The organism is Thalassovita taeanensis (genome assembly GCF_900110775.1).
In the GTDB taxonomy this organism is placed as follows: domain Bacteria; phylum Pseudomonadota; class Alphaproteobacteria; order Rhodobacterales; family Rhodobacteraceae; genus Litorimicrobium; species Litorimicrobium taeanense.
Map to the genome: position 1 here is coordinate 229683 of NZ_FOEP01000001.1, position 26570 is coordinate 256252.

Annotated in this window: 24 protein-coding genes; 10 read left to right on the forward strand and 14 right to left on the reverse strand. The window is 63.4% G+C overall.

Annotation, left to right across the window (positions count from 1 at the left end; all coding sequences use genetic code 11):
• Window positions 1-21: 21 nt before the first annotated feature.
• From BSF79_RS01030 to mazG, 5 genes are all read right to left on the reverse strand, one after another.
• Complete coding sequence (locus tag BSF79_RS01030; RefSeq protein ID WP_090267066.1) at window positions 22-1440, reverse strand: protein adenylyltransferase SelO; 1419 nt, start codon at window positions 1438-1440, stop codon at window positions 22-24.
• A gap of 37 nt (window positions 1441-1477) precedes the next feature.
• A complete protein-coding gene (locus tag BSF79_RS01035; RefSeq protein ID WP_090267069.1) occupies window positions 1478-1924 on the reverse strand; it encodes a GNAT family N-acetyltransferase in 447 nt (148 codons plus the stop codon).
• Window positions 1921-2862, reverse strand: coding sequence for a nucleoside hydrolase (locus tag BSF79_RS01040; protein WP_090267075.1), 942 nt, complete (start codon window positions 2860-2862; stop codon window positions 1921-1923). The genes BSF79_RS01035 and BSF79_RS01040 overlap by 4 nt, the downstream gene beginning before the upstream one ends.
• A gap of 209 nt (window positions 2863-3071) precedes the next feature.
• Complete coding sequence (locus BSF79_RS01045) at window positions 3072-4085, reverse strand: Fe(3+) ABC transporter substrate-binding protein (RefSeq protein ID WP_090267078.1); 1014 nt, start codon at window positions 4083-4085, stop codon at window positions 3072-3074.
• An 89-nt stretch (window positions 4086-4174) separates the two neighbouring features.
• Window positions 4175-5005 carry a nucleoside triphosphate pyrophosphohydrolase gene (gene mazG, locus BSF79_RS01050; RefSeq protein ID WP_090267082.1) on the reverse strand — a complete coding sequence of 277 codons (831 nt, stop codon included), beginning with the start codon at window positions 5003-5005 and terminating at the stop codon, window positions 4175-4177.
• A 63-nt stretch (window positions 5006-5068) separates the two neighbouring features.
• On the opposite strand from mazG, the gene BSF79_RS01055 reads away from it, so the two are divergent.
• From BSF79_RS01055 to BSF79_RS01065, 3 genes are all read left to right on the forward strand, one after another.
• The gene (locus tag BSF79_RS01055) at window positions 5069-6235 is read left to right on the forward strand and encodes a M20 aminoacylase family protein (protein ID WP_090267084.1); all 1167 of its coding nucleotides are present in this window, start codon (window positions 5069-5071) and stop codon (window positions 6233-6235) included.
• A 3-nt stretch (window positions 6236-6238) separates the two neighbouring features.
• Window positions 6239-7210: an agmatinase gene (speB, locus tag BSF79_RS01060; protein WP_090267087.1), complete on the forward strand. Its 972-nt coding sequence runs from the start codon at window positions 6239-6241 to the stop codon at window positions 7208-7210.
• A 95-nt stretch (window positions 7211-7305) separates the two neighbouring features.
• Window positions 7306-7704, forward strand: coding sequence for a DUF1499 domain-containing protein (locus BSF79_RS01065; protein ID WP_090267090.1), 399 nt, complete (start codon window positions 7306-7308; stop codon window positions 7702-7704).
• On the opposite strand, the gene BSF79_RS01070 is transcribed toward BSF79_RS01065, so the two are convergent.
• Window positions 7639-7926, reverse strand: coding sequence for a hypothetical protein (locus tag BSF79_RS01070; RefSeq protein WP_090267092.1), 288 nt, complete (start codon window positions 7924-7926; stop codon window positions 7639-7641). The two genes, BSF79_RS01065 and BSF79_RS01070, sit on opposite strands and share 66 nt — an antisense overlap.
• A gap of 62 nt (window positions 7927-7988) precedes the next feature.
• On the opposite strand from BSF79_RS01070, the gene prfA reads away from it, so the two are divergent.
• The 3 genes from prfA to BSF79_RS01085 all read left to right on the forward strand — a co-directional run bounded on the left by prfA (window position 7989) and on the right by BSF79_RS01085 (window position 10863).
• Window positions 7989-9038: a peptide chain release factor 1 gene (gene prfA, locus BSF79_RS01075; protein ID WP_090267094.1), complete on the forward strand. Its 1050-nt coding sequence runs from the start codon at window positions 7989-7991 to the stop codon at window positions 9036-9038.
• Window positions 9035-9868 carry a peptide chain release factor N(5)-glutamine methyltransferase gene (gene prmC / locus BSF79_RS01080; RefSeq protein ID WP_090267098.1) on the forward strand — a complete coding sequence of 278 codons (834 nt, stop codon included), beginning with the start codon at window positions 9035-9037 and terminating at the stop codon, window positions 9866-9868. Before prfA ends, prmC begins: the two co-directional genes overlap by 4 nt.
• 230 nt (window positions 9869-10098) lie before the next feature.
• Entirely contained in the window at window positions 10099-10863 is a 765-nt protein-coding gene (locus BSF79_RS01085; protein ID WP_090267103.1) for a DUF4167 domain-containing protein, read from the forward strand.
• A 127-nt stretch (window positions 10864-10990) separates the two neighbouring features.
• Here BSF79_RS01085 and rsmA read toward each other — a convergent pair whose 3' ends face one another.
• The 6 genes from rsmA to lptF form a co-directional block, all read right to left on the reverse strand.
• Window positions 10991-11833: a 16S rRNA (adenine(1518)-N(6)/adenine(1519)-N(6))-dimethyltransferase RsmA gene (gene rsmA / locus BSF79_RS01090; RefSeq protein WP_090267106.1), complete on the reverse strand. Its 843-nt coding sequence runs from the start codon at window positions 11831-11833 to the stop codon at window positions 10991-10993.
• Between the two features lie 76 nt (window positions 11834-11909).
• Window positions 11910-12896, reverse strand: a complete 987-nt coding sequence (pdxA, locus tag BSF79_RS01095) for a 4-hydroxythreonine-4-phosphate dehydrogenase PdxA (protein ID WP_090267110.1) — start codon at window positions 12894-12896, stop codon at window positions 11910-11912.
• Complete coding sequence (locus BSF79_RS01100) at window positions 12893-14119, reverse strand: peptidylprolyl isomerase (RefSeq protein WP_090267113.1); 1227 nt, start codon at window positions 14117-14119, stop codon at window positions 12893-12895. The genes pdxA and BSF79_RS01100 overlap by 4 nt, the downstream gene beginning before the upstream one ends.
• 5 nt (window positions 14120-14124) lie before the next feature.
• On the reverse strand, window positions 14125-16272 hold the full coding sequence (locus BSF79_RS01105; RefSeq protein WP_090267117.1) for an LPS-assembly protein LptD: 2148 nt from the start codon (window positions 16270-16272) through the stop codon (window positions 14125-14127).
• Window positions 16272-17369, reverse strand: coding sequence for an LPS export ABC transporter permease LptG (lptG, locus tag BSF79_RS01110; RefSeq protein ID WP_090267120.1), 1098 nt, complete (start codon window positions 17367-17369; stop codon window positions 16272-16274). Before lptG ends, BSF79_RS01105 begins: the two co-directional genes overlap by 1 nt.
• Window positions 17366-18481, reverse strand: coding sequence for an LPS export ABC transporter permease LptF (gene lptF / locus BSF79_RS01115; protein ID WP_090267123.1), 1116 nt, complete (start codon window positions 18479-18481; stop codon window positions 17366-17368). Before lptF ends, lptG begins: the two co-directional genes overlap by 4 nt.
• Window positions 18482-18630: 149 nt before the next feature.
• On the opposite strand from lptF, the gene BSF79_RS01120 reads away from it, so the two are divergent.
• Both BSF79_RS01120 and BSF79_RS01125 read left to right on the forward strand, forming a co-directional pair.
• Window positions 18631-20100, forward strand: coding sequence for a leucyl aminopeptidase (locus BSF79_RS01120; RefSeq protein ID WP_090267127.1), 1470 nt, complete (start codon window positions 18631-18633; stop codon window positions 20098-20100).
• 5 nt (window positions 20101-20105) lie between these two features.
• Window positions 20106-20567: a DNA polymerase III subunit chi gene (locus BSF79_RS01125; protein ID WP_090267130.1), complete on the forward strand. Its 462-nt coding sequence runs from the start codon at window positions 20106-20108 to the stop codon at window positions 20565-20567.
• A gap of 118 nt (window positions 20568-20685) precedes the next feature.
• Here the strand turns inward: BSF79_RS01125 and BSF79_RS01130 are convergent, their stop codons facing one another.
• Together BSF79_RS01130 and hemB are read right to left on the reverse strand one after the other, a co-directional pair.
• Window positions 20686-21246: a lipid-binding SYLF domain-containing protein gene (locus BSF79_RS01130; protein WP_090267134.1), complete on the reverse strand. Its 561-nt coding sequence runs from the start codon at window positions 21244-21246 to the stop codon at window positions 20686-20688.
• Window positions 21247-21364: 118 nt separating this feature from the next.
• Window positions 21365-22372, reverse strand: a complete 1008-nt coding sequence (hemB, locus tag BSF79_RS01135) for a porphobilinogen synthase (protein ID WP_090267137.1) — start codon at window positions 22370-22372, stop codon at window positions 21365-21367.
• 85 nt (window positions 22373-22457) lie between these two features.
• Here hemB and BSF79_RS01140 point away from each other — a divergent pair, with 85 nt between their 5' ends.
• Both BSF79_RS01140 and mfd read left to right on the forward strand, forming a co-directional pair.
• Window positions 22458-23108, forward strand: coding sequence for a component of SufBCD complex (locus BSF79_RS01140; protein WP_342741827.1), 651 nt, complete (start codon window positions 22458-22460; stop codon window positions 23106-23108).
• On the forward strand, window positions 23044-26520 hold the full coding sequence (mfd, locus tag BSF79_RS01145) for a transcription-repair coupling factor (RefSeq protein ID WP_090267140.1): 3477 nt from the start codon (window positions 23044-23046) through the stop codon (window positions 26518-26520). Before BSF79_RS01140 ends, mfd begins: the two co-directional genes overlap by 65 nt.
• The last annotated feature ends 50 nt before the right edge of the window (window positions 26521-26570 follow it).

The following is a 26570-nucleotide window of genomic DNA, read 5'->3' on the forward strand; positions in this document are numbered from 1 at the left end:
ATTTCGAGAGATATGAGTGGCTTAGGTGCCGCAGAAGGTGTTTTCGACAACTTCGGATGGCAGCGGCGGGCGGGTCAGGTCCTCGGCCTCGGGTTGATCGTCATAGGGGCGTGACAGCACGGTGAGCAAGCGTTCAAACGGGGCGTAATCGCCCGCGACGGCGGCCTGAATCATCTGCTCGACCCGGTGGTTGCGCGGGATGAAGGCGGGGTTGGTGGCGCGCATCGTGGTTTGGGGGGCGGATTCGCTGGCGATCCGGGCCTGCCAGCGCGGTTTCCAGTCATCAAATGCGGTGGGGTCGGTGAATTGATCCCGCGCAGCTTCGCCTGATAAGGCGCGGAAAGTATTGGTAAAGTCAGCTTGGTTGTTGGCCATACGGGTCAGCAGATCGGTGATCAGCGCCTCGTCACCCTCCTGTGCGGTGCTCAGGCCGATCTTGGCGCGGAAGGCGGTCAGCCATTCGGCGTGGATCAGGTCAGGCATGGCGTGAACCGCGGCGGTCAGCTGTTGGATTGCGGCATCGGTGTCGGGCATCAGCGGGACAAGGCAGCTGGCCAGTTGGGCCATGTTCCACGTGATGATATTGGCTTGATTATCATAAGCATAGCGCCCCTGACGGTCGATCGAGGAATAGACCGTGACCGGATGATAGGTATCCATATAGGCAGCGGGGCCATAGTCGATCGTCTCGCCCGACAGCGCGGTATTGTCAGTGTTCATCACGCCGTGGATGAAACCAAGGCTGAGCCATTTGGCGACCAGCCGGGCTTGGCGCGCGATGACCTGTTCCAGCATCTGCACCGGGGTTTCGGCGGTCGGATAATGCCGGTCGCGGGTATGTCGGTATAACGTCTGTATTGCGTCGGTATCACGTCGGGCAGCGAAGTACTGAAATGTGCCGACGCGGATATGGCTGGCCGCGACACGGGTCAGCACCGCGCCGGGCATTGCGCCCTCGCGATATATGCTTTCGCCGGTCAGGGTGGCGGCCAGTGCGCGGGTGGTGGGCACGCTCAGTGCATGCATCGCCTCGCTCAGCAGGTATTCGCGCAGCACCGGACCAAGCCACGCCCGCCCGTCGCCCGAGCGCGAATAGGGCGTGCGCCCGGCGCCTTTGAGCTGAATGTCGTGGCGTTGGCCGGTGGGGTCCACCACCTCGCCCAGCAGGATGGCGCGGCCATCGCCCAGTTGCGGGGAAAAGCCGCCAAACTGGTGCCCGGCATAGGCTTGCGCCAGCGGCGTGGCGCCTTGCGGCACGGCATTGCCGGAAAAGACCTGTGCCATTTCCGTCGGCGTGCCGGGGGTAATGCCAAGCTCGGTCGCCAGCGCGGTGTTGAAGCGGATCAACTGCGGCGCGCGGACAGGCTCGGGCACCTGCCGGGTGAAGAACCGCGGCGGCAGAGTGGCATAGCTGTTGTCGAAGGGAATGGTCAGGGTCATGGGCATCACTTAAGGCGGCACAGCCGGGTGGCAAGGGTCAGCTTTTGCGGGTCATCAGGATTTGATCGGGCTGCGGATCAAAGTGCAGCCGCTGGAAAAAACGTTGCAGGGCGGTATCGTGATGCGGGGTCGTCAGGTGCAGCGCAGTCAGCCCGGCGTCGGCAAGGGCCTTGGGCAGGGCATTCAGCACCTCGGTGCCAATGCCGCGACCCCGCACGCCGGGGCGGATGAACACCTCTTCGACATGGCCGGTCAGGCCGCCCAGCGACAGCGACCAGCCAAAGCTGAGCAGGATATAACCGATCGGCGCGCGCTGTGGCCCGATCAGATACGCAACCCCATGCGGCGACCCTTCCAGCAGCGGGGCAAGGGCGGCGCTCAGGGCCTCGGGGCTTTGGGCGGGGGCGGCGTTTTCGTGAAAAGCGGCGATCATCGGCAGCAGGCGGGCGGCATCTTCGGGGCCGGCAAGGTGAAGCGCGGTCATAACCGGGCCAGCCGTTCCGTCAGCAACGCGAAGAAGTCAGGCGCATCAATTCCACCCATGAACAGCGCGTTGGCGGGCCGATCAGTGACACGCCACCAGTCGGCGACGGTCATGCCCATGGTCAGCTCCGATCCGGTCTCGATCTCGACATTGATCTGGCGGCCGGTGAACAGATCCGGGCGCAGAAGATAGGCGGTGACGCAGGGGTCATGCAGCGGCGCGCCTGCGCTGCCGTATTTCTCCTTGTCATAACGTTCGAAAAACTCGGTCATCTGGGCCACGGCAATGCCCACAGGGGTTCCTAGTGCGCGGAAGGCCTCGTTGCGCGGGGCGGTGACCAGCGCTTTGTGGGTGACATCCAGTGGCATCACCACCAGCGGCGCGCCGGATTTGAACACGATGCGCGCGGCCTGCGGATCGACATAGATGTTGAACTCTGCGGCGGGGGTGATGTTGCCCACCTCGAAATAGGCCCCGCCCATCAGCACCACCTCGCGGACGCGGGTCATGATGTCGGGGGCTTTCTCGAACGCCATGGCGATATTGGTCAGCGGCCCCAACGGGCACAGCGTTACGGTGCCCGGCGGCTCGGCGCGCAGGGTGTCGATGATGAAATCCACCGCGTGCTGATCTTGCAACGGCATGGTCGGCTCGGGCAGATCGGGGCCGTCAAGGCCGCTTTTGCCGTGCACATGCTCTGCCGTCACCAACTCGCGGCCCAGTGGGCGGTCGCACCCGGCATAGACCTTCACATCGCGACGCCCGGCCAGTTCGCAGATCATCCGCGCGTTGCGCGCGGTCAGGGCCAGCGGCACGTTGCCCGCCACGGCGGTGATCCCCAGAACCTCGATCTCGTCCGGGCTGGACAGTGCCAGAAGGATGGCGACCGCATCGTCCTGTCCGGGGTCGGTGTCGATGATGATCCTGTGTCGGGCCATGGGGGTCTCCTGCGTTTCGCGGCGAGACTGTCAAGCACGCGCCCGGATGTCCATAAGCCAGATCCCCGGAAGCGGGAATACACCACCCCGGGCTTCTTTCTGAAAAAAATACTCACGGCGCAACAGGTCGGCCGGGTGCCGCGCTTGGGGGAACATGCAAAAGGCGACCCGGTGGGGCCGCCTTTCAGGTCCGTCACATCTGCGCGGGCTCAGCCGTCGAAATCGACCTCTTCGATCAGTTTCAGCGCGGCGGGGCGCAGTTTGGCCAGTTCCATCAGGTTGACGCTGTCGGGGGTGAAGCTGCCCCAGCCCTTGACCAGCGCATCGGGTTCGGTGCCCGGTGCGATCGGGTATTCGAAATTGGCGTGCGCATAGATTTCCTGCGCTTGCGGCGAGGTCAGGAATTCCATCATTTTCAGCGCGTTCTCGCGGTGGGGTGCCGCTTTGGTCATCGCCACGCCCGAGATGTTCACATGTGCGCCGCCGCCTTCGAACACCGGGAAGACGATGTTGACGCTGTCGGCCCATTCCTTCTGCTCCGAGTCCTTCAGCATTTCGCCCATGTAATAGGTGTTGCCGATGGCGATGTCGCATTCGCCGGCCCAGATCGCCTTGACCTGTGCGCGGTCGTTGCCTTGGGGTTTGCGCGCCAGGTTGGCTTTGACGCCTTCCAGCCAAGCCCGCGCGCCGTCTTCGCCAAGGTGGTGCAGCACAGCCGCTGTCAGCGCGACGTTATAGGCATGCGTGCCCGAGCGGGTGCAGATGCGGCCTTTCCACTTGGGATCGGCCAGATCCTCATAGGTGGTCACGTCGCCGGGTTTTACACGCTCTTTCGACGCATAGACGACGCGGGCGCGGGTGCTGAGGCCCCACCAGTGCCCGTCCGGGTCATGGAAGGCGGCAGGCACGTTGGCGCTGAGTGCGGCGCTGTCGACGGGTTGGGTCAGCCCGGCATCGACCACGGCGGCCAGACGGGCGATATCGACCGTCAGCACCAGATCGGCGGGCGAGCGTGTGCCTTCGGCGGTCAGGCGTTCGATCATGCCTTTTTCAAGATAGGCGACGTTGACGTTGATTCCGGTTTCGGCGGTGAAGGCATCGGTCAGCGGCTTGAGCAGCTCTGGCTGGCGATAGGAATAGAGGTTGACCTCGTCCGCGAGTGCGGGCGCCGCGATGGTGGCGGCGAGAAGGGCAAAGGCGGTGGGTTTCATTTTGGCAAACATCGTGATCCTCGTGTGATCTTCGTGGTCGTGTTTCGGATGGCGCCTTGTAACCTGAGCGTTTTAGTCGGGTCAATATCTGATTGATAGAATCAGGTATTCCCGGCGGCCCTGCGCTCGTCAGTTTTGACCGCGTCCCATAGCGCATCCATTTCTGCCAGGTCCGATTGTGCCGGGGTTTTGCCCATCGCCGCCAGCTTTGCCTCGACGCCTTCGAACCGGCGGGTGAATTTGGCATTTGCGGCGCGCAGGGCCGCCTCTGGATCGATATGCAGGTGGCGGCCCAAGTTGGCCATGACAAACAGAAGGTCGCCGTATTCTTCCTCGATTTCCTTTTGGGTCAGCGTGTTACGGGCCTCGGCCAACTCGGCCGCCTCTTCATGGATCTTGTCGATCACCTGATCGATCTGCGGCCAGTCAAAGCCCACGCGGGCCGCGCGCTTTTGCAGTTTCATCGCGCGCAGCAGCGCAGGCAGGCCGACGGCGACGCCGTCCAGCGTGCCGCCCTGCGCCTTGCCCGCGCGTTCGGCGGCCTTGATCTTTTCCCAATCGGCGGTCTGCTGATCGACCGATTTGTCACGGCTTTCATCGCCGAACACATGCGGGTGACGGGCGACCATCTTGTCCGACATGGTGTTGGCGATGTCGTGAAAGGTGAACAGGCCCGCGTCTTCGGCCATCTGGGCGTGGAACACCGATTGGAACAGCAGATCGCCCAACTCGCCCTTGAGGTCGGCCCAATCCTGCCGCTCGATGGCGTCGGCCACCTCATAGGCTTCTTCGATGGTATAAGGCGCGACGGTGCTGAAATCCTGCTCGATATCCCATGGGCAGCCCGTGGCCGGATCACGCAGGCGGCGCATGATTTCCAGCAGGCGCGGCATCCCGCCGTCGGGGTCGTGGATCAGGGCATCATCGGGCATTGCGGCGGCTCCGTTATTGAGGTTGAGTATGACCCTGAACCCAAGGCACCAAGGAGTCCACCCATGGCCGTGATCAACCGCATCGCCGGATTTGCAGATGAAATGACCGGATGGCGGCGGCACCTGCATCAGCATCCCGAACTGGGATTCGAGTGCTATGAAACCGCAGCATTCGTTGCGGCAAAGCTGGCGGAATTCGGGATCACCGAGGTGCACACCGGGATCGCCAAGACCGGGATCGTGGCCATCATCGAGGGTCGGGGCGAGGGGCCTGTGGTGGGGCTGCGCGCCGATATGGATGCGCTGCCGATTCTGGAGGATACTGGGGCCGATTACGCTTCGGTCGTGCCGGGGGTGATGCATGCCTGCGGCCACGACGGGCACACGACGATGTTGCTTGGGGCGGCGAAGTACCTGGCCGAGACGCGGAATTTTGCCGGCAAAGTGGCGCTGATTTTTCAGCCCGCCGAAGAGAATGGCGGCGGCGGCGGTGTGATGGTCGATGAGGGCATCATGGATCGGTTCGGGATCGACGAAGTATACGCCATCCACAACGCGCCGGATTTTGCAGAGGGCGAGTTTTACACCACCCCCGGCCCGATTATGGCGGCGGTGGACACGTTTCACATCAATATCAAGGGTGTGGGCGGGCATGGCGCGATGCCGCATGAGACCCGCGACCCGGTGGTGGCGGCGGTGGGGATCGTGCAGGCGATCCAGACCATCAGCAGCCGCAACCATTATGCGATGGACGATCTGGTGATCTCGGTCACGCAGATCCACACTGGCAGTGCCGAGAACATCATTCCCGAAAGCGCCTATATCAATGGCACGGTGCGCACGTTTGACCCTGAGGTGCAGGCGATGGTGATGCGCCGGATGCGCGAGATCGTCGAAGGCATGGGGCCGGTATACGGGGTCGAGGCGACGCTGGAGTATGAGGTGTGGTATCCGGCAACGGTGAATGACCCCGACAAGACCACGTTCGCGGTCGACGTGGCGCGCGACGTGGTTGGCGCGGAGCGGGTGATTGGCGACAGCGGCCGCGAGATGGGGGCCGAGGATTTCTCGTACATGTTGAATGCGCGGCCGGGGGCCTATCTGTTTCTGGGCGCGGGCGACGGGGTCGGGCTGCACCAGCCGGGGTTCAACTTCAATGACGCGATTGCGCCGGTGGGGGCGTCGTTCTTTGCGCGCATCGCCGAAATGGCGCTGCCGGTGGAGGGCTGAGAGATGGCTTTGGAAGATGCAAAAACCCAGGTGGATCAGGCCTTTACCCGCACAGAGCTGCGCGGGCTGAGTTACGAGAATGCGTTTGGTGGGGCGACCTCGTTCCTGCGGCGCAAATATACCAAGGATTTGACCGGGGTTGATCTGGCGGTCACCGGCGTGCCGTTTGATCAGGCGGTGACGCACCGGCCCGGCACCCGCTTTGGCCCGCGCGCGATCCGTGAGGCAAGCAGTTTGCAGCCCTATGATCCGCCCTATGGCTGGGGCTTTGACCCGCTGGGCACGTTCAGCATCGTGGATTACGGAGATCTGGCGTTCGACTATGCCAAGGTGTCCGAGTTTCCCGAGACGCTGGAGGCGCATTTCCGCAAGATTTTGGCGGCGGGCGTGGGGACGGTGACGCTGGGCGGGGATCACTATATCACGCTGCCGATCCTCAAGGCCTATGCCGAGGTTTATGGCCCGCTGAGTGTGATCCAGTTCGACGCGCATTCGGATCTGTGGGCGGATGACGATTACGCCCGGATCGACCATGGCACGATGATGTACAAGGCGGTGAAGCTGGGGTTGGTGGACCCTAAACGCTCGGTCCAGATCGGGATCAGGACGGAGTGCGACGATTATCTGGGAATGAATGTGATCGACGCGCGCGAGGTGCATGAAATTGGCGCGGCGGCGGCGGCCAGAAAGGCGCGCGCGATTGTTGGCGATGCGCCGTGCTATGTGACGTTTGACATTGACGCGCTGGACCCCGGATTTGCGCCGGGCACCGGCACGCCGGTCTGGGGCGGGCTGAGTTCGGGGCAGGCGGCCATTGTGCTGCGTGATCTGGCCGGGATCAACATGGTGGGCGGCGATATTGTCGAGGTGTCACCGCCGTTCGATACCACCGGGGCGACGGCGGTGGCGGGCGCGCATGTGGCGATGGAGCTGATTTGCCTGTGGGGCTGGACCCGGCGCGCGACCGGGGCGTAAGGCCCTGTGCGGCGGGATGCCTCCGGCGGGGATATTTGGGACATGTGAATGCACGGTGCGATTGGGCGCGCGGCGACAGCTGAAAGGGTTTGGCGATGAAATGGTTGGGTGTGATCGTTCTGGCGCTGGTGGGGTTGATGATTTGGATCCGGGTGGCGCCATCGGATGCAGCGCGGTGGCATCAGCCGGTAGACGGCGATGCGGATCGTGATTTTGACGGTGGGGTGGTTCGGGTCGTGCCGGGGGATCTGGCGGCATTGGACCGGATTATCCGGGCGACGCCGCGGACGCGGGTATTGACGGGTTCGGTCGCCGAGGGGCGGGTGACATATGTAACGCGCTCGGTCGTTTGGGGGTTTCCGGATTACACAACAGTTGAGGCCCGCAACGGCGATTTGGCGATTTTTGCGCGGCTGCGGTTCGGGCGCTCAGATCTTGGGGTGAACGGCAAGCGTGTAGCCGGGTGGTTGCAGGCTTTGGCGGCGCAGGGATGAGCTGAGGCAGCCGTGTTGCACCTCGCGCCACATCGGCACGTTCAGTGACATCTGGCATTGCGCCATGAACATGCGGCCATCGACTTGCAGGCAGATTGTTTCGCCAAGCTCGACCCGGGCGCCGGTGCTGTTGGTACAGTAACAGTCAACGGTTTTGCCGCCGATCGTAGCGTCGGACAGGGCGGGTGTAGCCGCCAGAAGAAGGGGCAGGGCTTTCCACATGCGAAGAGTTTAGCACAGAACGCCCTCTTGACCAAATCCTGATGATAGGGGACAGGTGCGGGATGATTTCCCTTGAACGCTTAGAGCAGATCACCCGTCGTTTTCAGTTCCTTGAGGCCCAGATGGCCCAGGGCGGTGGCGATATCGCCGCTTTGGGGCGCGAATATGCCGAGCTGCGCCCGGTGGTCGAGCAGATCGAGGTCTATATGGGCTTGGTGCGGGATATGGACGAGGCCGAGGCAATGCTGTCAGACCCCGAGATGCGGGCGCTGGCAGAGGAGGAATTGCCCACGTTGAAGGCGCGTTTGCCCGAGGTGGAAAAGGCGTTGCAACTGACGCTGCTGCCCAAGGATGCCGCCGACGCGCGCCCGGCGATGATCGAGATCCGGCCCGGCACGGGCGGCGATGAGGCAGCACTGTTTGCCGGGGATCTACTGCGGATGTACCAGCGCTATGCCGAGGCGCGGGGATGGACCTTTCAGATTGTCGAGATGCAGGAAACCGAGCTGGGCGGTATCAAGGAAGTCGTGGCGCACATCAAAGGCGAGGGCGTGTTTGCGCGGCTGAAGTATGAAAGCGGCGTGCACCGGGTGCAGCGGGTGCCCAGCACCGAGTCGGGCGGGCGGATACACACCTCGGCGGCGACGGTGGCGGTGTTGCCCGAGGCAGAGGACGTGGATATTGACATTAACGCCAATGATTTGCGGATCGACACGATGCGCAGTTCGGGCGCCGGCGGGCAGCATGTGAACACCACCGATTCGGCGGTGCGGATTACCCATATGCCCAGCGGCATCGTGGTGACCAGCTCCGAGAAGTCGCAACACCGCAACCGCGAGATCGCCATGCAGGTGCTGAAGGCGCGGTTGTATGATCTGGAACGGCAGAAGGTGGATGACGCGCGCTCGGCTGATCGCAAATCGCAGGTTGGGTCAGGCGATCGCAGCGAGCGGATCAGGACCTATAATTTCCCGCAAGGGCGGATGACCGATCACCGGATCAACCTGACGCTGTACAAGCTGGATCAGGTGATGCAGGGCGATCTGGACGAGGTAATTGACGCGCTGACAGCCGAACATCAGGCGGCCTTGCTGGCCGAGATGGAGGCATGAGCCGGACCGTGGCCGAGGCCATCCGGGCGGGTGCTGCGCAGCTGAAAGCGGCCGGGATTGACGGGTCGGATGCGCGGGTCTTGCTGGCCGGTGCGATGGGCGTGGCGCGCGAGCGTTTGCTGATCATGGGGCCGGATGCGGTGCCCGAGGCGGCTGAGGCGGCCTTCACGGCCGCATTGGCGCGACGGGCGGCACGCGAGCCGGTGTCGAAGATATTGGGGCGGCGGGCGTTCTGGGGACGCGCGTTTATCGTGACGCCGGATGTGCTGGACCCGCGACCAGAGACAGAGAGCCTGATCGCCGAGGCATTGGCCGGGGATGTGCCCGGGCGGGTGCTGGATCTTGGCACCGGGTCGGGCTGTATCGTGGTGACATTGCTGGCAGAATGGCCGCAGGCCGTCGGCGTGGCGGTGGATCTAAGTGATGCGGCGCTGGACGTGGCGGGGCGCAATGCCGCCGCGCTGGGGGTGGCAGAGCGGCTGGAGCTGATCCGGTCAGACTGGTTTTCGGCCGTCGAGGGGCGGTTTGACCTGATCGTCAGCAATCCGCCCTATATTTCCGAGGCCGAGATGGCCGGGCTGAGCCCGGAGGTGCGCGGGCATGATCCGCTGATGGCGCTGAGCCCCGGCGGCGACGGCTTGGCGCCGTACCGGATCATCGCGGCGCAGGCGGCGGGGTATCTGACGCAAGGCGGGCGGCTTATGGTGGAAATCGGCTGGCAACAGGGGGCGGATGTGGCGCGAATTTTTGCGGATGCCGGGCTGGTGGACGTGCGGGTTTTGCCAGATCTGGACGGGCGCGACCGGGTTGTTGTAGCGCGGCACGGCTGAAATTCCTTGGCGGATTGGTCAAATTTTCGAAAATCTGAAAAATTTACGCGGTTTTCTCTTGTCAGGGCCGGGTTGTCATGATTACTCAGGTGTAGTCGAGCCGGTGGATGCCACAGCGCGGTCCCGCTCGACGCCAAGCCACAAATGTTGTGAACCCGGTTGGTTTTTTGAGCGCAAGAGGCGCGAGACGGGTCCAACACTGTCAAATCCAAAGGCTGGACAGTCACACGATGAGATCATCAAAATCCCGTTCGCGGTCGAAATCGAACCGTAACAACAATAGTCGCACGGTTGGCAATATCGTTAACCGCGTTTTCGACAGCTCTGGCCCAGAGAGTAAGGTGCGCGGTACGCCGCAGCAGATCATTGATAAATACAACCAGTTGGCGCGCGATGCTCAGCTGAGCAACGACCGCGTTGCGGCTGAGAACTTTCAGCAGCATGCGGAGCATTATATGCGGTTGCTGTCCGAGGCGCAGCGCGAACAGGACGCGCGACGCGACCAGCAGGATCGCGAGAACCGCGAACGTCAGGCAGAGCGGGACCGCGAGCGGTCTCAGCGGCAGGAACGCGAGCCATCTGAAGGCGGGCAGCCGGGGTTTGAACAGCAACCGCGCCAGTCGCAGCCACAGCAGCGCGATCAGCAACCACAGCAGCGTGAGCAGCAGCCGCAGCAGCGCGAGGCACAACCGCAGCGTGAGCCGCGTGAGCCCCAACCTGCGCGCGAGCCCCGCGCACCGCGTCAGCGGCAAGCGCCGCCCGCGGTGGATGCCAGCGGCGATCAGCCCGATGTGGTGGATCTGCGTGGTGACGACGAGGAAAGCGGTCTGGTGGAAACACCGGAGAGCAAGGCAGAAAAGCCCAAGCCCAAGCCGCGTGCACCGCGCAAACCGCGCGCCAAGAAGCCCGAGGCTTCGGCGGTGGATGGCAGCACCGAGGGTTCGTCGGAGGCTCAGCCAGCAAGCCAGCCTGCCGCACCGGATGCGGCGGAGTGATCGGCCCATAGGCTTGGCCTGTTGCTAAGCCTATGACACGGAATACGCAAAACGCGGCCCTTCGGGGTCGCGTTTTTCGTTTCAGGGCTGGGGTGCGGCGGATGACGCCGCAGTGTCGGGGGACGGATCAGGCGGCGGCGACAAACCGGGCGAGGGCGCAGAATTGCTCCAGCCCGATGGTTTCGGCCCGGTCGGTGGGCTTAATGCCTGCGGCGATCAGGTGGTCTTCGATATCCGGGCCGAGGCCTTTGAGCGCCGAGCGCAGCATCTTGCGGCGCTGGTTGAAGGCCATGGCGACGACGCGCTCCAACACGCGGGCGTCTGCCGGGAAGCGCGGTTCGGGCAGGGCGGTCAGGTTGACCACGGCCGAGGAAACCTTGGGCGGCGGCGTGAAGGCACTGGGCGGCAGGTGCATCACGATCCGCGCATCGCAGCGCCACTGCGCCAGCAGCGCGAGACGGCCATAGGCCTTGGAGCCGGGTTGGGCCACGATCCGCTCGGCCACCTCTTTTTGGAACATCAGGGTGAGCGAGGACCAGAACGGTGGCCAGTCTTTCGGGGTGAGCCAGCGGACCAGCAGTTCGGTCCCGACGTTATAGGGCAGGTTGGCGGCGATGCGGATCGGCGGGGTCAGATGCGCCAGCGGGTCGATATCAAGCGCGTCACCGTTGATCACCTCGAGCTGACCGGGATAGGCGGCGGCGATTTCGGCCAGAGCGGGCATGCAGCGGCTGTCTTTTTCGATCGCCAGCACCCGGCGGGCGCCTTCGGCCAGCAGGCCGCGCGTCAGGCCACCGGGGCCGGGGCCGATTTCCAGCACGTCACAGCCCGACAGGTCGCCCGCGAGCCGGGCAATTTTGGCGGTCAGATTGAGGTCGAGCAGGAAGTTCTGGCCGAGGGATTTCTTGGCGGCAATACCGTGGGTTTCGATGACCTGACTGAGCGGCGGAAGGGTGTCGATGGCGCTCATGTCGGTTGGATCCTTGTGGTTGCGTGCGGGGCGAGGAAGGCCGCCTCCGGCGGGGATATTTGGGAAATGTGAAGCACTAGCCGGGGTGGCGGGATGCGGCCATGCGGGCGGCAAGTTTCAGCGCCTCGATCAGCGATGTGGGGTCGGCGACGCCCTTGCCCGCGATATCGAAGGCGGTGCCATGGTCGGGCGAGGTTCGGATGAACGGCAGGCCGAGGGTGACGTTGACGCCGCTGGCGAAATCCAGCGTTTTGATCGGGATCAGGGCCTGATCATGGTACATGCAGATCGCCGCATCATAGCGGGCGCGGGCAGCGGGGTGGAACATGGTGTCGGCGGGCAGCGGCCCGGCGAGGGTATAGCCCTCGGTGCGGAGCCGGTCGAGCAGGGGGGCGATCAGGGTTTGTTCCTCGGTGCCCATGGCGCCACCTTCGCCCGCGTGCGGGTTGAGGCCTGCGACGGCAAGCCGGGGCGCGGTCAGGCCGAAGTCGCGACGCAGGGCGGCATCGGTGATGCGGATCGTGTCGGCCAGCAGGTCGGCGGTGAGGGCGGTGGGCACCTCTGACAGCGGGATGTGGATGGTGGTGGGCACGACCCGTAGCGCGTCGCAGGCCAGCATCATCACCACGCGGTCGACGTCGGCCAGCGCCGCCAGATATTCGGTATGGCCGGGATAGGCGAAGCCCGCACCGTCTTTGAGCGCCTTTTTGTGGATCGGCGCGGTGCAGAGCGCGGCGGCGGCACCGGATTGCACGAGGTCGACACCACGGGCGATCACGTCAATTACACCCTGAGCATTGGCCGGATCGGGCTGGCCGGGCGTGCTGGGGGCTGCGAAGTCGTGGCGCAGCACCGGCAGGGCGTGGCGCGCGGCCTGCGCGGCCTCGGAGGGGTCAGACAGTTCGGCAATCGGGGTTCCGGGCGGCAGGTGGCGCGGGTCGCCGATGTAGAAAAACGGCAGGCTGTCGCCCAGAATCCGCCACGCGTGTGCGGCGATTTCAGGGCCAATGCCCGAAGGTTCGCCGCAGCTGAGCGCGATCGGGAGTTTGGGGGCTTGGGTCATTTATAGATGATCCGCGCGTCTGCGCGCAGTTCCTCCAGAAAGCCGTTGGCGTAGGATTCCAGCTGCTGATTGCGCAGTTGGCGAGAGATATCATCGCGCGATGCGTCTTCGGCAATTGCCGGGGTGCGGCCGCAAAGCATCAAGAACACCAGCGTCTGACCATCGGCACGGGTCAGGTTGGTCGAAACCTCGCCCTTGTCGAGCTTGGCCAGTTCGATGGCGATGTCGCGGGGCAGTTCGTCCGGTTTCTTCGCGCCGCGCTCGAGCACTTCGGCGGGCTGGCCTTTGGCGATGCCATAGAGGTCATCACAGGTGTTGACCTGGTTTTTGATCTTGGCGGCTGTGGCAAGGGCAGCTTCGGTGCGGCCACCGGGGATATAGTAGGCGGCATATTCGATGGCGGCAATTTCGGGGGCCTTGTAGTCGGATTCCTCGATCGCGCGCATCTGAAACAGGGCGACGGCGCCCTGAAATGGCAGCGGGTCCGTCACTTCGCCGGGGGCAAGACCCAGCAGGATCGGGCGCAGGGCCACGGGCAGGTTGGTGATCGGCATCCAGCCAAGCCGACCGCCCTGACCACGGGTGCCGGTGGCGGAATACTTGCGCGCGGCCGAGGAGAATTCAGTGATCGATTTCATTTGGCTGATGCGTTCGGCCACGGCCTGCACCTCTGCCTCTTGCTCCGGCGGGATCGGGATGATGATTTCCGACAGCAGAACCCGGACCGAGCTGCCACCTGACACGGCGCTGAGCGCCTTGTCCACATCCCCATCGCTGATCGACACACGACCGCTGTAGCGCGCGCGGATCAACTCGCGCCAGCTGACGCCGGCAACGATGAAGTCGATGAAGGTCTGACGGTCGACGCCCTGCGTGGCCAGTCCGGCGAACAGGGCATCGGGTGTCAGATTGGCGCGCCCGGCGAACTCGGCGACCCCGGCGTCGATCCCTTCCTCGGTCAGCGTCAGGCCGACGGCACTGGTGACATCCAGCTTCAGCCGATCCTCGATCAGCTGTTTGGGGGCCAGTTCGGACGGGTTGCCCGGCACGCCAAGCGCCTTGAGCAGCGCGACGCGCTGGTTGATCTCATATTGGGTGATAACCCGGTCGTTGACCTGAATTACCGGTGCAAAAAGCCCCTGAGCCAGGGCCGTCACGGGGGAGATCAGCAGGCCCCCGATGGTGGCGGCGGCGAAAATGATCTGGCGCATGGTCTGTTTCATTGTCCTTAGTTCCTGCAACTGCGGGTATAGCTTTGGTCGGTCGTGCCAGCGCTAAACCCGGTGAGATTGACAGTAAAGCCAAAAGCCGTTGACGGCTCGACGATAGTGGAAGAGGTGAAGCGGCGCGAGAGGGAAAGGTTCACCTGCACGCATTCGTTGGTGTAAAGAAAGCCAAGGCTGGCTTCGGCGGTGCGATCAGCGGCCACGTCATAGCGCCAGTCGGCGGTGGCGGACCAGTGCCGCGAAAAGCGATAGCGCCCGTCCACCAGCCATTCAGACACGGTCGAGGCGCGATCTTCGTCCAGATCCGTTCCCATCCATATATACGACGCCCCAAGCGCCGAATTGGTGCCGAGCCAGCCCAGCCGGGCCTCGGCCTTGGAGAAATCCATGTCGTTGGACAGCAGGGTGCGCGCGCTGAGGCTGAGCCCGGCGGCGGATTTGATCTGTCCGGCAAACAGCAGGTCCGAGCTGCGCCCTGACAGGCCGGAGGTGGTGGAAAAATCGGTGATCGCGTTTTCGCGGAACACCTGCCCGAGGACCAACGACGAGCTGCCGCCGCGCGGCCCGAGCCGGGTCCAGCTGAGGCCAACGGCGGCAGAGGTGCCGCGCTCGCGCAGATCATAGGATGGAAAGCGCGAGAGCGACAGCAGGTTGCCTTCGTCAAACTCGACCCGTGTGCTTTCGTCGTTGGGCAGGTTGGAATTGCTGCCGCCGACCCAGCCGAGCATCAGCAGCGGCTCGATCACATGTGACGCGCCTGCGCGGGTGGTTTTCAGCAGTGGCCAGCGCAGGGTCAGCGCGCTTTGCGGCGTGACGGTGGTATCGCTGTCGATGGCAGAGCTGTCTTGATGCACGGAAAAGGCATCAATCGCCAGGCCGCTCATCCATTCGGCGCGCACGCCGCCCGGCAGGGTCCAGATCCGTTGCCAGCTCAGCGCCGCATCGGCGCGGCTGATGTCGCGCCCGGCGATGTCCAGATCGGAGTACCGATAGTGCGAATGCGCGCCCAGCGACATCCGCAGCTCTCCGCCCAGGGCCTTGGGGAACAGGCGGCGTTCATAGGAAAGGTCGCCGATGATCGTGGGCAGGGTGGAGTTGTCTTCGCCCTCGCGCAGGGTCTGATAGGAAATCAGCGCCGCGCGGGCATATTCGTCGCGTTTGGCGCGGGTGACGGCCAGTTCGCTTTCCAGCCGGTCCTTGTCGGAATAATCATACTCCAGCAGATAGGCGCGGTCGGTGACGGCTTCGAGGTTGAAGGTCAGCTTGAAGTCGCGCGGCAGGTCGAACAGGGCGGTGCCAAACAGGTATCCGCGAGTGTCGCCGGGCACGATGGTATCATCCGAAACCGCGCCGTTGAATTCGATCCGGCCGGTGCGGAACGCCTGACGATAGCGCAGCTCCAGCGTGCGGGTTTCGGCCGAGACATAAGGCGTCAGCGTCAGGTCGCGGTGATCGCCCATGCGGATGAAATACGGCATTTTCAGCCCCAGACCCAGTTGCGACGTCTGACTGAGCGACGGGATCAGGAAACCCGAGGCGCGCTTCAGGGTGGGATCGGGCAGGCGCATGCGCGGCAACCAGAAGATCGGCACATCCAGCACCCGCAGCTGTGCGTTTTCAAAGTAGAGCTGATGTTCCTGACTGTCGTGGGTCGTGCGGGTGGCGCGGATCTGCCACAGGGGGGCGGTGTCAGAACCGCAGACCCGGCAGGAGGTGGCGGCGACCTTGTAAAGCTGGGTATAGCGCCCGCCGACGCGGCTGATCTGATTGGCGGCCAGTTGCACCCGGCGGTCCATCACCATCCGCGCGCCGCGCAGCAAGCCGTTTTCCAGCCGCGAGTCCAGCTCGCCCGAGTTGGCAAGGATGATGACCTGATCGCCATCAGTCAGGGTGATCGGCCCGGCGATGATCAGCTGGTCGGCGTCGCGGTCGTATTCGACGCGATCGGCTTGCAGGCGGATATTGTCATACAGCGCCTCGACATGGCCTTCGGCAATCAGGCGGTTGCGGCCTTCGACGCGCAGGCTGTCGGCGACCAATACGGCATCGGCGGGGGCTTTGTCAGGTTTGGCGGTGTTTTGCGCACGCAGGGGCGCCATCGGCAGCAGCATCAGCCCCACAAGCAGCAAAGATAAAAGACGGCGCGGCATTATCCGTCCTCCATATGCAGCAACAGGCCGACGGCCAGCAGGACCGAGGCCACTGGCGGCGCCCAGGCGGCCAGCATGATCGGGATCTGGCCATTCTCGCCAAGGATTTGCGCGAAGTTGCGGATATAGTAAAGCCCGAACCCCAGCATGATCGCGGCCAGAACCGATATGCCGGTGCGGCCAAACCTTGTGTGCCGCATGGTGAAGGCCGACGAGATCAGCAACATCGCCACCAGAAACAGCGGGCGGGCCAGTTCCATCTGCAACCAGACCGAATGGCGGCGCGCGGAAAATCCGGCCTCTTCCAGCTGTCGGATATAGCCGGGCAGATCCCAGATGGGGATCGAATTGGGCAGGCCGAAACTGTCGCGGATCCGGTCTTGGGTCAGACTGGAGGGCAGCTCCATCGTGTCGTGGATGGCGGCTTCGGCTTCGGGGTTCAGCCCGGCGCCCAGCGGCCAGACTTTGACGCCGGTCAGCGCCCATGCGCCACGGGTCAGAACGGCGGTGTCGGCCTGAATGCGGCGCACCGGGCCGCCCTTGGGGGCATAGGACAGAAAGGTGACATCATAGAAGCTTGTCCCTTCGGGATCGGCGCGGGCGGCGCGGATCACGGTCTGACCTTCCTTGTCGCCCTGACGCAGCCACAACCCTTCTGAGCTGATCGAAAACACGTCGTTGCCGCCACTGCGGTAGGTCTCGTAAAGTTCGTGATAGCGCTTCGAGGTCGCGGCGACGATCGGGTTGGCCATGGCCACCGCCAGCCCGCCAATTATCGCGGCCACCACCAGCGGCCCCAGCAGCGCCCGCAGCGCGGACCGGCCCGACGCGCGGGTCACGACAAGTTCGCTGGACCGCGCCAGCCCCAGAAACAGCGTGATCGTGGCCAGGATCATCACCAGCGGCAGGATGTTGTACAGCCCCTCGGGGGTGTTGAGCAGGGTCAGCTCGACAATATCGCGCAGCGCGACGCCCTCGGCGGAAAACCGGCTGATCTGTTCGACCAGATCAATCAGCAGCATCAACAGGAAAAACACGCCGGTAATGCCCAGAAACGTATAGGTGAATTTGCGCGCGAAATACATGTGCAGGATCATGCGGGCACCTCGGGCAGGTCGGGCAGGTTGCGCTTGCGGCGGCGCGGACGTGCCGCCCAGGCCAGCAGCCCGGCCGCAATCGCGGTCCCGAACAGCGACGGCAGATAGACCATCGGCCACAGGTCCGCATTGGCGCGCACGGCATCGGTCGCCAATCCCTCGATCAGCTTGACCAGCACCAGCAGGACCAGCGCCGCCACGATCTGCCGCCAGACGCCGAACCGTGAAAAGGCGCCAATCAGCAGCGTGGCAAAGCCGATCATCGCGGTGACCGCACATAGGATCGCCTGATTGATCCGGCTGTGCAGCTCCTCGATCGCGCGGGCCAGGGTTTCGCCGGTTTCCGCAGCAATGCCCGCCGGGTCGCGCATCAGCTCCCACGTGGGGCTGTGGCGGATCAGACGCACGTGCGTGTCAGGCGTGCCGATCAGCGCACTGATATCATAGGCGAAATCGGCGAAATGCGTGGTGAACAGGCGGTTGCCCTGCCGGGTAAAGCTTTGCGACAGCCCGTCGATCATCACCAGTTTCACCCGGCCTTCGTCATTGACCAGATAGGCGCGGGTGGCGGTATAGGTCTGGGCCCGGTCCGCGCTGCGCCGATCCGACAGGAACACGTCTTCCAGCGCCCCCTCGGGGGTGATTTCGCGGATATAAAAGGTGATACCGTCGGCCGGGTGCAGGAATGTGCCCTCGGTCAGCAGCTTGGCGGTGATGTTCTGGGCAATCTCGGATTCGCGCAGTTTCATCTGGCCAAGGCTGATCGGCACCAGCGCGTGGGTCAGCGCGGACATCATCAACCCGACGAACAGGCCATAATAGGCCACAGGCCGCGCCAACCGCCATGGGCTGAATCCGGTGGCCTGCATCACCACAAGCTCGCTTTCGCTGGACAGCCGATTGGTGACATAAACGGCAGCAGCAAACGAGGCGATTGGCAGTACCAGTCGGATCACGTTGGGCAGGGTCAGCGCGGTGAATTCCAGAAACACAAACGCCGACTGCCCATCGCCGACAAGCCGGTCGAACAGTCGCACAGCCTGATTGATCCAGTAAATGGATACCAGGACCAGCGCGAAAAATCCGAACAGGACCATCAGTTGTGACAGCATATATCTGTCGAATCTGGTCACAGATACCCCCCAGGGAACCACATATTGTGGTAAGTGTTACAGGATGTAATCGCGGGGGAAAACTGCTATCTGGCAATGTCGGCGGGCGCGCGCTAGGACTCAGGGCAAGCAAACAGGAGAGCATGCCGATGACCACCCCCGTTTCCATCCGTTTTCAGGCCACCGATCTGGATCAGATCGCCACCACAGAAGGCCGCGTGGCCGTGATTGTGGACGCCGAGGGCAAGCTTGATCCTGCCGCGCGCCGGGTCAATCGGCTGACGAAAGGCGCGTTGGAGCGGTTCGTGGGCTCGGACAAGTTCAGCAAGATGAAAGACGGCGACGTGACGACGCTGGCCTGCCCGGTGGGCATGGCCGCCGAGGCGCTGGACGTGGTGCGGCTGTCGCGCCGTCCCGCGCTGGACGATGCGCGCAAGGCCGGGGCGGCGCTGGCCAAGGTCAAGGATGGGGCGGCGGTGTTGCTGCTGGCAGGCAATGTTCAGAAGGTGGTCGAGATCGCGTTGGGTCTGGTGATGCGGGTCTATGCCTTCACCGACCACAAGACCAGCGAGACCAAGCCGCAGGCGGGTGTGGTTGTCATGGCCACGAAACCCGAAGAGGCGGCCGAGGCGGCAGCGCCGATGCTGGCGGTGGCCGAGGGGGTGTTTTTCACCCGCGATCTGGTCAGCGAGCCTGCAAATGTGCTGACCACCACTGAATTTTCCAACCGGCTTGAGGCGATGCGCGATCTGGGGCTTGAGGTCGAGGTGCTGGATGAACCGGCGCTGGAAAAGCTGGGCATGGGCAGCCTGCTGTGCGTCGGTCAGGGCAGTGACAGCCCGTCGAAAGTGGTTGTGATGCAGTGGAAGGGCGGCGCAGCGGATGCGGCGCCGTTGGCGCTGGTCGGCAAGGGCGTGGTGTTCGACACCGGCGGGATTTCGATCAAGCCGGCTGCGGGCATGGAAGACATGACCATGGACATGGGCGGCGCCGGCGTGGTGGCGGGCGTGATGCGCGCGCTGGCGCTGCGCAAGGCCAAGGCCAATGTGGTCGGGCTGGTCGGACTGGTGGAAAACATGCCCTCGGGCAATGCAACGCGGCCCGGTGACGTGGTGAAATCCATGAAGGGCGACACGATCGAGGTGATCAACACCGACGCCGAGGGCCGTTTGGTTCTGGCCGATGTGCTTTGGTATGCACAAGAGCGGTTCGCGCCGACCGGGATGATTGATCTGGCGACCCTTACCGGCGCCATCATCGTCGGGCTGGGGCATGAAAATGCCGGCGTGTTTTCCAACAACGATGACTTCTGCAAAAGCTTTCTGAAGGCGGCGCAGGCCGAGGGCGAAGGCGCGTGGCGGATGCCGCTCGGGCAGGCCTATGACGATAAGATCAAGTCGGAGATTGCCGATATCAAGAACACCGGCGGGCGCGATGCCGGGTCGATCACGGCAGCGCAGTTCCTGCAACGGTTTGTCAAGCCCGACACGCCGTGGATCCATCTGGATATCGCAGGTGTGGCCAGCGTGAAGGCCGACACCGCGCTGGCGCCCAAGGGCGCGACCGGTTGGGGCGTGATGGCGCTGAACCGGCTGATTGCGGACGGTTACGAGGGCTGAGCACGATGGGGGCTGCGTATTTCTATCATCTGACGCGGGCACCGCTGGAGGTGACCTTGCCCATGTTGTTGGGCAAGGCCATGGCAGCGGGCTGGCGGGTGGAAGTGCGCGGCTCCGATCCGGCGCGGCTGGACTGGCTGGATCAGCGGTTGTGGCTGGGCGCCGCAGAGGGGTTTTTACCGCACGGGCAGGCCGGTGGGCCGCATGATGCGTTGCAGCCAGTTCTGCTGTGTGCGGTCGGGCAGGCGGCAACGAATGACGCGGCCTGTCTGATGACGCTGGACGGTGCCGCCGTCAGCCCCGACGAGGTGAAGGCGCTGGAGCGGGTCTGTGTGCTGTTTGACGGCAACGATCCCGACGCGGTGCAGGCGGCGCGGGTGCAGTGGAAGGCGCTGACCGATGCGGGATGCAGCGCGCAATACTGGTCCGAAGAGTCAGGGCGCTGGGAAAAGAAGGCCGAGCGCTGACTTTGCACACGCCGCGCCTGTGGTGCGGGCGGGATTTGAGTATTTGGATCAGAAAGAAGCCGGACGTGGGAAAGAAAAAGGGGCCGGAACGCCCCTTTGATTGGCCTGAATCTGTCTGTCAGGGAATGATGCGGGTGTATTTCACGCCTTCCAGCGTGGCGCCGACCAGCAGACCGGCCTGACCGAAGATCACCGCGATCACGGGCGCGGTCGATGTCGTGGTTTCGGCGCGCATGTTTTCGCCCAGATCGTTGAAGGCATATTCCACATCCGCCCCGGCGGCCCAGCCTGACGAGTGGCGGAAGCGGCTGAGCGCGTCTTCGGTCATGAAGAACAGCACGTGGGCATATTGCTGTGCGCCGATCTGAAGTCCGAAGCTGCCTTTGGTGGCAGAGTAATAGTCGACAGTGGTGCCATTGACCCGCAGCGCGCCGCGGCCATAGCCGCCGCCAAAGCCGAATCCGGCTTCGGTGACCAGCGGCATGACCAGCTGGCCATTGGATTTCTCACCGACCGCGCGGGCGTTGGGGTATTTGCTGTAGAGATGGTTCAGCGTTGCATCGACGCGCGCGTCGATCTTGCTGGCACTGTTGGTGCCGATGCCGTTACCGCAGGCTGCGGTCACGCCTGCACCAGCCAAAGCGGCCAGCGTGAAGCTGCGTCGGGAAAGCTGTGTCATGTCTGTTGCCTGTCGTTAGAATTGCCTGACTGCTGCGCCGATCTTGTCTGAGCGGTCACGGGAAAACTATAGGCGTTGCGCGACGTCCTGTCACCTGCGCAATGCCGGAATCGGCGGCTTATCGCAGGTTTTGCAATGTCCGGGCGACCTGAGGTGCGAAATACGTCAGCACCCCGTCGCAGCCCGCGCGCTTGAAGCACATCAGGCTTTCCATCATCGCCTTGTCGCCATCGATCCAGCCATTCTGGGCGGCGGCCATGATCATCGCGTATTCGCCGGACACCTGATAGGCATAGGTCGGCGCCCCGAAGGTGTCTTTGACTCGGCGGCAGATATCGAGATAAGGCATGCCGGGCTTGACCATCACCATATCAGCGCCTTCCGACAGATCGCGTTCGACCAGGCGCAAAGCCTCGTCACTGTTGGCGGGGTTCATCTGATAGGTGTTCTTGTCGCCCTTCAGCGCGCCCGACGCGCCCACCGCATCGCGGAACGGGCCATAGAAGGCCGAGGCGTATTTGGCGGCATACGACAGGATCATCACATCGCGGTGCCCCGCGGTTTCCAGCGCCGTGCGTATCGCGCCGATGCGACCATCCATCATGTCGGAGGGGCCGATGATGTCGATCCCGGCCTCGGCCTGTGCCAGCGCCTGTTTCACCAGCGCCTCGACGGTTTCGTCGTTCACGATCTTGCCATCGCGGACAAAGCCATCGTGGCCGTCGGAATTATAGGGGTCGAGCGCCACGTCGGACATGATGGCAAGCCCCGGCACGGCGGCCTTGATTGCGCGGGTGGCGCGGTTGCTGAGGTTGTCGGGGTTCCAGGCCTCGGCGCAATCGGGGGTTTTCAGGGCCGGATCGGTATAGGGAAACAGGCAAATGGCGGGAATGCCCAGATCGGCGGCCTCGCGCGCGGCTTCGACCACCTTGTCGACCGAGCGGCGCATCACACCGGGCATCGAGGGCACGGGCTCTTCTACGCCGTCGCCATCGCGCACGAAGACAGGCCAGATCAGATCACCAACACTCAGCGTGTTTTCCTGCACCAATGCACGGATTTGTGGCGATTGACGGGTGCGGCGAAACCGGGTGATCGGAAAGGGGGCCTGGCTGGTATGGGACATCGGGTCTTCCTTGCTGAGTGCGCCATGGGTGGCACGGAAATTCGCGTATCTCAAGGGTAGGAATTGCCGCGCGGGCAAAGTAAGGATGCGGAACACTTTTTACGGGACGACGAATGTGACTTGGTATCAGCTGCTGAACGAGATGATCGATATGCGGTCTTTTTCCAACCTCTGGTTCTGGATCGCGCTGGCTGTGACGTGGTCCACCAACAGCCATTGGGTGCTGGGCGTGCCGTATGACATGGTGGTGCGCGCCGCCAAACATGGCGCCGAGGCCGAGACCGATCTGGACGACGTCGTGCGGGTCAACATCAACCGGACGCTGTATATTTTCGGCACGGCGGGGGTGTGGCTGCTGGGGTTCACCAGCTTTCTGTTGGCCACTCTGATCGTGCTTGGATTTGTCTATGATGTGGAGCTGGCGCAGGCGCTATTCCTGCTGGCCTTTCCGCTGACGATCGTTGCGGTGTTGCGGTTGCGCACCGCGCGGCAGATCCGGGCCGACGGGGCCGAAGGCGCCGAGCTGCGGCGCAGATTGACGCGGCATCGGATCTGGACCCAGGTGATCGGAATGATATCTATCTTCGTTACGACCATGTGGGGCATCTATCAAAACCTGTCGTTCATGTTTCCGGATCACAACTTCAAATATCAGGGATCGATCTCTCTCCATGACGAAGATTACGCAAGCACCGGCGCATTCACTGACGATTGGTGGCGCGCCCGAGGGCTTTGACGCCCGGCTGATCCTGAACGAAGTCGAAACCCGTGGCGGGCCGGTCATCCATGTGGCGCGCGATGATAAACGCATGGCCGCGACCGAGGCGGCGCTGAAGTTTTTCGCACCCGACATGCCAGTGATAGGCTTTCCCGGCTGGGATTGTCTGCCGTATGACCGGACCTCGCCGCATGCTGACATTTCGGCGGCGCGGATGGCAACGCTGGCGGGGCTGGTGCACGGGATGCCCAGCCGGTTTGTGCTGCTGACCACGGTCAGCGCCGCGATGCAGCGCGTGCCTGCGCGCGAGATCCTGCGCGAGGCCGCGTTCAGCGCCCGCGTCGGCGGACGCATTGACGAGGCTGCGTTGCGCGGGTTCCTGGTGCGGATGGGCTTCACCCAGGCGCCAACGGTGATGGAGCCGGGCGACTACGCGGTGCGTGGCGGGATCATCGACATCTATCCGCCGGGTGATTCCGGGCCGGTGCGGCTGGATCTGTTCGGGGATGTGCTGGACGGGGCGCGGCGGTTTGATCCGGTCAGCCAGCGCACCACGGAAAAGCTTGAGGTGGTCGAGCTGGCCCCGGTGTCCGAGGTTATTCTGGACGAGGCCGCGATCCTGCGGTTCCGGCAGAATTACCGGATCGAATTTGGTGCGGCAGGCACCGATGATCCGCTCTACGAGGCTGTCAGCGCCGGGCGCAAGCATCAAGGTGTCGAGCATTGGATGCCGTTTTTCCACGATCATCTGGAGGTGCTGTTCGATTATCTGCCCGGCGCGCCGGTGACGCTGGATGATCAGGTCACCCCGACCCGGATCAGCCGTCACGACGGCATTGTCGATCAATATGAAACCCGCCGCATCGCGATGGCGCAGAAGGGCCGGGTCGGCACGGTTTACAAACCTGTGCCGCCGGGGCTGCTGTATCTGGATGACGCCGGGTGGAACGCGGCCGTGGCAGGGCGCCGGGTGATCCAGTTTCATCCGCTGGCGCAGGCCTCTGGTCCCAATGTCGTGGATGCGGGCGGGCGGATCGGGCGCAATTTCGCGCCCGAAAGACAGCAGGAAAACATAAATCTTTTCAGCGCTCTGGCGGATCATATTAAAGCGAAATTTGCCAAGGGTCCGGTGGTGGTCGCCTCGTATTCCGAAGGCGCGCGCGAGCGTTTGGATGGGTTGATCGAGGATGAGGGCGTGCTGGGTGCAGTGCCGGTCAATGACATGCGCGGCGTTGGCAAACACGGGCTACATCTGGCGGTATGGCCGCTGGAGCACGGGTTCGAAGCGCCCGGCCTGACGGTGATTTCCGAGCAGGACGTTCTGGGCGATCGCTTGATCCGCAAAACGCCGAAAAAGCGCCGGGCCGAGAATTTCCTGACCGAGACGCAATCGCTGTCCCCCGGTGATCTGGTGGTGCATGTCGATCACGGAGTCGGCCGGTATCTGGGGCTTGAGGTTGTCACCGCTTTGGGCGCGGCCCATGAATGCCTGACGCTGGAATATGCAGAAAGTTCAAAGCTTTACCTGCCAGTTGAGAATATCGAACTGCTGTCGAAGTTCGGCCACGAAGATGGCTTGCTCGACAAGCTGGGCGGCGGTGCATGGCAGGCCAAGAAGGCCCGCCTGAAAGAGCGGATCCGCGAGATGGCGGACCGGCTGATCCGGGTGGCGGCGGAGCGCGCGTTGCGCACCGCACCCGTGATGGAGGCGCAGCATCATGCGTGGGAGGCGTTTTCAGCGCGCTTCCCCTATCAGGAAACCGATGATCAGCTGAAGGCGATCGAGGATGTGCTGGATGATCTGTCCTCTGGCCGTCCGATGGACCGGCTGATTTGCGGCGATGTTGGTTTTGGCAAAACCGAGGTGGCGATGCGCGCGGCCTTTGTGGCGGCGATGTCTGGCGTACAGGTGGCGGTGATCGCGCCGACCACGCTTTTGGCACGCCAGCACTACAAGGGATTCGCCGAAAGGTTCCGAGGATTTCCTTTGGAGGTCAGACCGTTATCGCGCTTTGTTACAGCAAAAGACGCCGCCGCTACGCGCGATGGTCTGTCACGCGGGACGGTGGATATCGTCATCGGCACCCACGCGTTGCTGGCCAAGGCGGTGAAATTCAAAAACCTCGGGCTGCTGATCATCGACGAAGAACAACACTTCGGCGTGTCCCACAAAGAGCGGCTGAAACAGCTGCGCAGTGACATCCACGTTTTGACGCTGACCGCCACGCCGATCCCGCGCACGTTGCAATTGTCTCTGTCGGGGGTACGCGACCTGTCGATCATCGGCACCCCGCCGGTGGACCGGCTGGCGATCCGCACCTATGTGTCGGAATTCGACGCGATGACGATCCGCGAGGGGTTGCTGCGCGAACATTATCGCGGCGGTCAAAGCTTTTTCGTGGTGCCACGCATCAGCGACCTGCCCGAGATCGAGGCGTTCCTGCGCGAACAGGTGCCCGAGATCACGTTCATCACCGCGCATGGTCAGTTGGCGGCGGGCGAGCTGGACGACCGGATGAACGCGTTCTACGACGGCAAATATGATGTGCTGCTGGCCACGACAATCGTGGAATCGGGGCTGGATATTCCGACGGCGAACACGATGGTGATCCACCGGGCGGATATGTTCGGGCTCAGCCAGCTCTATCAGATCCGGGGCCGCGTGGGGCGCAGCAAAACGCGCGCCTACGCCTATCTGACCACCAAACCGCGCGCCAAGCTGACCCCAGCGGCGGAAAAGCGGCTGCGGGTTCTGGGCTCGCTGGATACGCTGGGGGCCGGGTTCACGCTGGCCTCGCAGGATCTGGATATTCGCGGCGCGGGCAACCTGTTGGGCGAGGAACAGTCGGGCCAGATGCGCGATGTCGGATACGAGCTGTATCAGTCGATGCTTGAAGACGCGATTGCCAAGATCCGCTCGGGCGAGCTGGAAGGGCTGACCGAGGAAGATGGCCAGTGGGCGCCACAGATCAATCTGGGTGTGCCGGTTCTGATCCCCGAAACCTTCGTGCCGGATCTGGATGTTCGCCTTGGATTGTATCGCAGGCTCAGTGGCTTGCAGGGCAAAGTTGAACTGGAAGGTTTCGCTGCCGAACTGATCGACCGCTTTGGAAAACTGCCACGCGAGGTCAACACACTGCTGTTGATCGTGCGGATCAAGGCGATGTGCAAACGCGCCGGGATTGCCAAGCTGGATGGCGGGCCAAAGGGGGCCACGATCCAGTTCCACAATGACAAATTCGGCTCGCCTGCCGGGCTGGTCGAATTCATTCAGGCGCAGAACGGGCTGGCGAAGGTCAAGGACAACAAGATCGTCGTGCGGCGGGATTGGAAAAGCGACACCGACAAGATCAAGGGCGCGTTTTCGATTGCCCGCGATTTGGCAGAGAAGCTTATTGCCGAAGAAAAACGCAAAAAGGCAAAGGCTTAGAGCGTGACTTTCATGTGACCACTCGCCTTGTTCCAACGGGGGCAGCGGTC

Coding starts and splice junctions, on each gene's coding strand:
- BSF79_RS01085 (WP_090267103.1), top strand. CDS start 10,099: ATGAGATCATCAAAATCCCGTTCGCGGTCGAAATCGAACCGTAACAAC.
- BSF79_RS01070 (WP_090267092.1), bottom strand. CDS start 7,926: ATGTGGAAAGCCCTGCCCCTTCTTCTGGCGGCTACACCCGCCCTGTCC.
- BSF79_RS01105 (WP_090267117.1), bottom strand. CDS start 16,272: ATGCCGCGCCGTCTTTTATCTTTGCTGCTTGTGGGGCTGATGCTGCTG.
- rsmA (WP_090267106.1), bottom strand. CDS start 11,833: ATGAGCGCCATCGACACCCTTCCGCCGCTCAGTCAGGTCATCGAAACC.
- BSF79_RS01040 (WP_090267075.1), bottom strand. CDS start 2,862: ATGGCCCGACACAGGATCATCATCGACACCGACCCCGGACAGGACGAT.
- BSF79_RS01140 (WP_342741827.1), top strand. CDS start 22,458: ATGCGGAACACTTTTTACGGGACGACGAATGTGACTTGGTATCAGCTG.
- mazG (WP_090267082.1), bottom strand. CDS start 5,005: ATGCCCGATGATGCCCTGATCCACGACCCCGACGGCGGGATGCCGCGC.
- lptF (WP_090267123.1), bottom strand. CDS start 18,481: ATGCTGTCACAACTGATGGTCCTGTTCGGATTTTTCGCGCTGGTCCTG.
- BSF79_RS01100 (WP_090267113.1), bottom strand. CDS start 14,119: ATGAAACAGACCATGCGCCAGATCATTTTCGCCGCCGCCACCATCGGG.
- pdxA (WP_090267110.1), bottom strand. CDS start 12,896: ATGACCCAAGCCCCCAAACTCCCGATCGCGCTCAGCTGCGGCGAACCT.
- prmC (WP_090267098.1), top strand. CDS start 9,035: ATGAGCCGGACCGTGGCCGAGGCCATCCGGGCGGGTGCTGCGCAGCTG.
- mfd (WP_090267140.1), top strand. CDS start 23,044: ATGACGAAGATTACGCAAGCACCGGCGCATTCACTGACGATTGGTGGC.
- hemB (WP_090267137.1), bottom strand. CDS start 22,372: ATGTCCCATACCAGCCAGGCCCCCTTTCCGATCACCCGGTTTCGCCGC.
- BSF79_RS01065 (WP_090267090.1), top strand. CDS start 7,306: ATGAAATGGTTGGGTGTGATCGTTCTGGCGCTGGTGGGGTTGATGATT.
- BSF79_RS01055 (WP_090267084.1), top strand. CDS start 5,069: ATGGCCGTGATCAACCGCATCGCCGGATTTGCAGATGAAATGACCGGA.
- lptG (WP_090267120.1), bottom strand. CDS start 17,369: ATGATCCTGCACATGTATTTCGCGCGCAAATTCACCTATACGTTTCTG.
- speB (WP_090267087.1), top strand. CDS start 6,239: ATGGCTTTGGAAGATGCAAAAACCCAGGTGGATCAGGCCTTTACCCGC.
- prfA (WP_090267094.1), top strand. CDS start 7,989: ATGATTTCCCTTGAACGCTTAGAGCAGATCACCCGTCGTTTTCAGTTC.
- BSF79_RS01030 (WP_090267066.1), bottom strand. CDS start 1,440: ATGACCCTGACCATTCCCTTCGACAACAGCTATGCCACTCTGCCGCCG.
- BSF79_RS01130 (WP_090267134.1), bottom strand. CDS start 21,246: ATGACACAGCTTTCCCGACGCAGCTTCACGCTGGCCGCTTTGGCTGGT.
- BSF79_RS01125 (WP_090267130.1), top strand. CDS start 20,106: ATGGGGGCTGCGTATTTCTATCATCTGACGCGGGCACCGCTGGAGGTG.
- BSF79_RS01035 (WP_090267069.1), bottom strand. CDS start 1,924: ATGACCGCGCTTCACCTTGCCGGCCCCGAAGATGCCGCCCGCCTGCTG.
- BSF79_RS01120 (WP_090267127.1), top strand. CDS start 18,631: ATGACCACCCCCGTTTCCATCCGTTTTCAGGCCACCGATCTGGATCAG.
- BSF79_RS01045 (WP_090267078.1), bottom strand. CDS start 4,085: ATGTTTGCCAAAATGAAACCCACCGCCTTTGCCCTTCTCGCCGCCACC.